Source organism: Pseudanabaena sp. SR411 (genome assembly GCF_002251945.1).
Lineage (GTDB): Bacteria > Cyanobacteriota > Cyanobacteriia > Pseudanabaenales > Pseudanabaenaceae > Pseudanabaena.
In genome coordinates, this window is the sequence record NZ_NDHW01000120.1 from 1 (window position 1) to 5879 (window position 5879).

Annotated in this window: 5 protein-coding genes and 1 pseudogene; 5 read left to right on the forward strand and 1 reads right to left on the reverse strand. The window is 40.5% G+C overall.

Annotated features, from left to right (window positions below):
* The first annotated feature begins 372 nt into the window (after positions 1 to 372).
* The 5 genes from B9G53_RS12730 to B9G53_RS12750 all read left to right on the forward strand — a co-directional run bounded on the left by B9G53_RS12730 (position 373) and on the right by B9G53_RS12750 (position 5312).
* A complete protein-coding gene (locus tag B9G53_RS12730) occupies positions 373 to 750 on the forward strand; it encodes a metallophosphoesterase (RefSeq protein WP_094532861.1) in 378 nt (125 codons plus the stop codon).
* Positions 751 to 840: 90 nt separating this feature from the next.
* Complete coding sequence (locus tag B9G53_RS12735; protein WP_094532863.1) at positions 841 to 1830, forward strand: hypothetical protein; 990 nt, start codon at positions 841 to 843, stop codon at positions 1828 to 1830.
* Complete coding sequence (locus B9G53_RS12740) at positions 1830 to 4136, forward strand: ATP-binding protein (RefSeq protein WP_094532865.1); 2307 nt, start codon at positions 1830 to 1832, stop codon at positions 4134 to 4136. The genes B9G53_RS12735 and B9G53_RS12740 overlap by 1 nt, the downstream gene beginning before the upstream one ends.
* 485 nt (positions 4137 to 4621) lie before the next feature.
* Positions 4622 to 4975 carry a DUF433 domain-containing protein gene (locus B9G53_RS12745; RefSeq protein ID WP_094532867.1) on the forward strand — a complete coding sequence of 118 codons (354 nt, stop codon included), beginning with the start codon at positions 4622 to 4624 and terminating at the stop codon, positions 4973 to 4975.
* Complete coding sequence (locus B9G53_RS12750) at positions 4950 to 5312, forward strand: DUF5615 family PIN-like protein (protein ID WP_094532869.1); 363 nt, start codon at positions 4950 to 4952, stop codon at positions 5310 to 5312. The genes B9G53_RS12745 and B9G53_RS12750 overlap by 26 nt, the downstream gene beginning before the upstream one ends.
* A 57-nt stretch (positions 5313 to 5369) precedes the next feature.
* Here B9G53_RS12750 and B9G53_RS29045 read toward each other — a convergent pair.
* A pseudogene (locus B9G53_RS29045) lies at positions 5370 to 5529 on the reverse strand (TldD/PmbA family protein); the annotation flags it as partial.
* Positions 5530 to 5879: the final 350 nt, after the last annotated feature.

The following is a 5879-nucleotide window of genomic DNA, read 5'->3' on the forward strand; positions in this document are numbered from 1 at the left end:
CATGTTGGTGGTTTCGTCTTCTTTTTTTTAGGTAACAGAGGTTCTATAATCTCCCACTCTTGATCGCTTAGGCTGCTGCTATATCCCATGTTTGACTCCTTTTTCTACTCTTCCTAAGATACCAAATGGGTTCTATAATACGTAAAATAGTTGTACTACGCAGAAAGTTTCTGTGTAGACGTTATATTCAAGGTAATCATACAGAAACTTTCAGTATAATTACTATTTTTGCAGTATTTTACGTTTTTAATCAGATATAATTAAAAACTAGTATTTATGGGATTAAAGTTCATTAGTTCATATAAGTTATTTTAGTTTTATAGCAAACGATCATCTTTAAGATAGTCTCTTTAATTTAAGATTTACTTTTGTATGTTTTCAATTCTCCATATTTCTGATTTACATCGATCTCGCGATGAGCCAGTTGATAACGACTCATTAGTCGCAGCTTTGCTTGCAGATTGTGACCGCTATGCTGGTGAAACTCCATTTGTTCCATTCCCTGAAGCTATTATTGTCAGTGGCGATCTCATACAAGGAGCATCAATTGGTGCCCCTGACTGGCAGAACGAAATGATCGCTCAATATAGTGTTGCTGGAGAGTTTCTCGAACAAGTCACACAGAGGTTTCTCAATGGAGATAGGAGTAAACTCATCATTGTTCCCGGCAATCATGATGTTTGCTGGAATACCTCTTTCGCTTCGATGGAGCTTGTTCCAAAAGATAAATACCCGAAGAACGTCAGATAGGCTCTACTTGAGCCAAGTAGCAACTATAGATGGTCTTGGAAAGAGCTAGCACTTTATCGGATTCAAGACGCTGATGCCTATAACAAGCGGATGAATACCTACTGGGATTTTACCGAGAATTTTTATTCAGATGTGCCTTTGCTAAAACCAGTTGATCGTAACCGAGGTTATCAACTTTTTGAACTCCATGATCGTCAGATTGTAATAGCTGGATTTGATTCGATTAGTGGTAACGACTGCTTTGCTTATGCAGGTGCAATCCCCCAAGGGACAATATCTCGGTGTAGTCTTGATTTGCGTGATATCCCTCACTCATATGATTTACGCATTGCCGTTTGGCACCATAGCATTTACGGACCTCCATTGCAGGAAGACTATGTAAAAATTGAACAGATCCACGAGATGATCGGTCTAGGTTTTCAGCTTGGACTACATGGGCATCAACACATTGCGGCTACTACAACACATTATGTTCATCTCAACGAAAGCCAATCTATGGCAGTTGTCAGTGCAGGATCACTTTGTGCAGGTTTTAGAGATCTGCCGCGAGGAGTGAACAGACAATATAACCTTATTGTCATTGAAGATGATTTGTGCAACGCTCGTGTGCATGTTAGAGAGATGGCTGAGGGGGGACAGTTTCATCGGAAGAAAAATGGAGCTTTCTCACAAGGTTTTGTAGAGATCGCTTGGAAAACGAGTACTGATGTCATGGGACATGAGATCGATGTAAATCAAGAAAATATTAGACGCGCTACTCTACAAGCCGAGGATGCATTACACAAGAAAAATCCAGTGAAAGCCCTTCAAATTTTGGAGGGTATTGAACTCTCGTCAGCTCCTCATGCTCGTAAGATTGCCATTCAGTCAGCACTTAAGATTGAAAGCTGGGAGATACTATCCAATTTAGTCTCACAGCCAAAGTCTACTGAAGAAGCAATATTTTTAATAACCGCACTTATCCAGATTAATGACTTAGAGCAAGCTGAAGTTATCCTAAACACTTATAACGACATTGATGCCACGATACGTAATGAGTTTCAAGGAAAGATAGAAATAAAAAAAATATTGAGGAGCTAATGAATACAGAACTAATTCCTTTCCAGATTGAAACACAGCGTGTTGTTGAGCTACTTGCAAAACAGATTTATCAATCTCCACTCGCGCTGCTGCGCGAAAATACACAGAACGCTTTTGATGCAATCCGGCTAAGACTAGCCCACGACGACAATTTTCAACCCCGTATTAATATTCAGTTAGCTCCAGACCGTATTACTATTTCTGATAATGGGATTGGAATGACACCAAATGACCTAATCAAACACTATTGGACTGCGGGCAGCAGCAGTAAAAATAATGAGTTAGCAAGGGAAGCAGGTGTTGTTGGCACCTTTGGCATCGGTGCTATGGCGAATTTTGGAATTGCTGACACGCTGACTGTTGAAACAGAGAGTGCGCTTACTGGCGAACGAACTTTTTGCAAAGCTGAAAAGGCGAAGCTTTCCATTAAAGAGGATTGTATTGAACGTCAGATTCTTCCAACAACGAGTCAAGCAGGTACTGAGATTACTGCGTATATCACTTCTGATTCATATATTAATATTCAACAAGCTCGAGATTATATTTCCGACTTTGTTTTTTTAATTGATACTCCCGTATATTTAAACGGTGAACTGATCAGTCAGAAATCGATTGAGAGTGTAGTATCACCTGTTTCAGAAACTTGGAGATATAATCAATCAACCCAAAAAATTGGGGAACGTTTAACTGCTGATGTTCTCCTTATTCTCTCAAACAATGCGGACGTTTGGATACAGCTCACCAATCTAATATGGTCTGGGCGTACAATGCCCGGTCGGCTTGTACTACGTAGTGGTCTGTCTGTTTTTCGTACTTTCAGAAGTGGTTTCGGTCTTGCTACGGCATCTGTGAGTTCAGTGTACCAATTTGGTGGAGTTGCAGACCTGCTTGTTCTCGAACCAACGGCAGGTCGTGAAGCGATCACTGTAGATGGTTTGCAACTCTTGCAGTCAATGATGGTGGAGATTGATAGCTTCACCTCGACCATAGTGGCAGATCGTGACGAATGTGACTCGAGCACACCTTTTATGAACTGGGTAATTTCTCATAATCGTTACGATCTATGTGGTCGTATGAAGATAAATGTGACTCCAGGGGATCGAATTTCTCTCTATGAGGTGGCTAATTCTCATACTAGTCCAAAAAGACTTTACGAGGAAAATGATCAGGGCGTTATTAATATGCTTGCTAGCGATGATACTCCATTACTTGTTTTGGCACGCAGTAATCCACGTAGAACTTGTGAGCAGAACTATCTAAATCGCTATGCAAGCATTGAAGTCATCTCAAATTCACCCATTGTTACAAATCGTCGCAAATACAATCAATTCAGTATTTCAGAAAGTGGTCTTTCATATCGCCTTGAGTCGATTTTGGAAAAGGACTATTTTCTCAAAAGTAATGTAGATTTTGGGATCATCAGTCATGATCTTCCAGTCCTTTCTCAAAAAGAAGCAGAGAGTATTTGCATCACTCTGAATCCAGAAAATCAGACAGTAAGACTTATTTTAGGCATCTATGAGACGGAATATGATGCCTTCGGAAGTATGGTCAAAGATTTCGTTAGAACTGTGATTTTCCCGCGTGTGGCAGATTTTGTGCCAAGCAGCACTAGGCAGGGAGCAGAAGCTTTTCTAAAGACTATTCGTTGTAGAGAACTTTTTGAATACGCTGATGATGATCTTGGTAATCTTCCTAAGATATGGGAAGAATATGACGCTGGCTTAATTACTATGGAACAGGCAGTCCAACGCTCGCAGGTCGCTGTACGTTCAAGTATTCAGGTCGTTGAAGTCGCAACCAGAGCTAACGATGTTGTGCAAGATATCATTGAAAATGAACAAGCCCTTCTGAATGCCACCGCTGAAACAGTATTAAACATTGATCCATCTCCTGCTATCACCCGCTTAGAGTTAGAAACCCCTGCTAAATTGCTTGTAATAGACGACGATCAACCTCCCCTACGTGGATATCGATGCTTTCTTTCAATAACTAACAAGGTACGCGAAGAAATGGGTGAGTTTTTCCTTCAACCGCATCGTACGTCAGTTGTTTGGGGTGGACAGAAAACTCTTTTTATTTTCCTCCACCACTCAGGTCAATTTGGTCTTTACTATGATCTCCAAACCCGTGAACCAGTTGAAGCTCCAGCCGGAGGTGGCTCATATCCAACAGCAACAATCATTCTTAAGGATCGCCTCTTTATTCCAATTCCTGATGAAATCCGTAAAAGTTTTATTCCAAGCCCTGGTGAACGAAAGCGATTTGAAGTTAGAGCTGATATTCTTCGGACAGAATATTCGTGATTTCTAAGTTAACTCTGAGTAAAATTTTTTTATTCCATTTTTTCAAGAAAGGTTACGAGTAATATGATCTAGCAAGATTTGTTTCACGTTGTCAATGTCCAGAGTGGTTACTCATATAGATGATTTAGCCTATATTGCTAGGCTGTGGTGCAGAACCAGTCGCTGCGCCGGAACGCCGTAGGCTGGCTGGTTGAGCAGCAAAAGTGCTCTGCGCTCAGTGAGCTTGGGTCGTTATGCCAAACCGATAAGTCGATTGATGTTATTGTTTTTTAGAGAGTGAATGTAAAGTCTTTGACTTGCATTCCTGGGACGAGAATACCGCCAAGCGATCAGAGGCGCGTCACCTAATAGATCGCACAATTTTAGTAAGCCTCATCTTGAAAAAAGGTAAAATTATAGGAGTATACCAACCTCGTTGTCGCAATTGTCTAACGTGGAGAGTACACCTATATCCAGCTTAGTTCTAGCACTCTGGTAACATCACAATGCAACTAGAAGACTACTTTACCTTTCTCGCTACCAATGATATTCGCCTAAAAAATACGCGAATTGGTATTGAAACAATTTTGTATGACTACATTTATCGCAGTCGAACACCTGAAGAAATTGCCAAAACATACCTATCATTAAGCTTGGAGCAGGTTTACGCCACAGTTCTCTACTATCTTCATAACAAGCAAGAGATCGGTGAGTACATCACTAATTGGCTAGAGTGGGGACATAAAATGCGAGAAGAGCAAAAACATAATCCACCTCCAATCTCTGAAAAATTGCGTCAACTTCGAGCCGAACGACTAACATTAGGAAAATCCTATGCAAATCAAGTATTTGATGGATGAAAATCTCCCTCCAATTTATCAAATACAGCTACGACGCAAAGAACCTGATTTAGTAGTCTGGGCAATTGGAGATCCCAACACACCGCCAAAAGGTACTTTAGATCCAGATATCTTGCTTTGGTGTGAAAAATACGACTTTATTCTTGTAACGAATAATCGGAGTTCTATGCCAGTCCATCTAATTGATCATCTCGCTCAAGGGCAGCACATTCCTGGGATATTCCAAATCAATCCCAGTATGAGCTTGGGTGAAACAATTGAAGAATTAGTATTAGCTGCTCTTGCTTCGCTGGATGACGAGTATCGCGATCGCATTTCATACTTGCCATTGCAATAACGTATCGAGAAGATCGAGTTTGGATAATCAGCGCACGAGAGGTAAACTGATTGAGTTTTAGAGAGTGAATGTAAAGTCTTTGACTAGCATTCCTGGGACGAGAATACCGCCGAGCGATCGCGTTTCATAGGTTCCAGTATTAGGAATAAATTTGTGAAGATCAGTCATAGCATGTCATACCAGTGATTCTGCCACCGATGCGATCGCTCCAATTCAGCTATAAACCGCTCAATTTTAGTAAGGATCATCGAAACTGGTTTAGTGGGCTGGGCAATTTTAGAAATCCCAACACATTGCCAGAAGGAACTTTAGAAAACTATGGAGATAGGGTCACCAATTTCGGGAAATTATCTAACTGATTTCTTGTTGGTATAACAATTGGTTTTATTCAATTTTCGTATTTGCCTCCCTTAGCTTTTTTAGAGGTTCCCTTACTCCCTTCCCGCTATAAGATCAGTGAATTAATGAAAAGATAAAATCCAGTGTTTTTCGTAATTGTATTTTTGAGAGAAATTGACTGGATTCAAAAAACTGCTCTAGCTGATTAGTGATATCTCCTAATGTTTT

What these genes read in the sequence shown, in the direction of transcription:
- B9G53_RS12730 (WP_094532861.1), top strand. Translation starts at nt 373, where the DNA reads ATGTTTTCAATTCTCCATATTTCTGATTTACATCGATCTCGCGATGAG.
- B9G53_RS12735 (WP_094532863.1), top strand. Translation starts at nt 841, where the DNA reads ATGAATACCTACTGGGATTTTACCGAGAATTTTTATTCAGATGTGCCT.
- B9G53_RS12740 (WP_094532865.1), top strand. Translation starts at nt 1,830, where the DNA reads ATGAATACAGAACTAATTCCTTTCCAGATTGAAACACAGCGTGTTGTT.
- B9G53_RS12745 (WP_094532867.1), top strand. Translation starts at nt 4,622, where the DNA reads ATGCAACTAGAAGACTACTTTACCTTTCTCGCTACCAATGATATTCGC.
- B9G53_RS12750 (WP_094532869.1), top strand. Translation starts at nt 4,950, where the DNA reads ATGCAAATCAAGTATTTGATGGATGAAAATCTCCCTCCAATTTATCAA.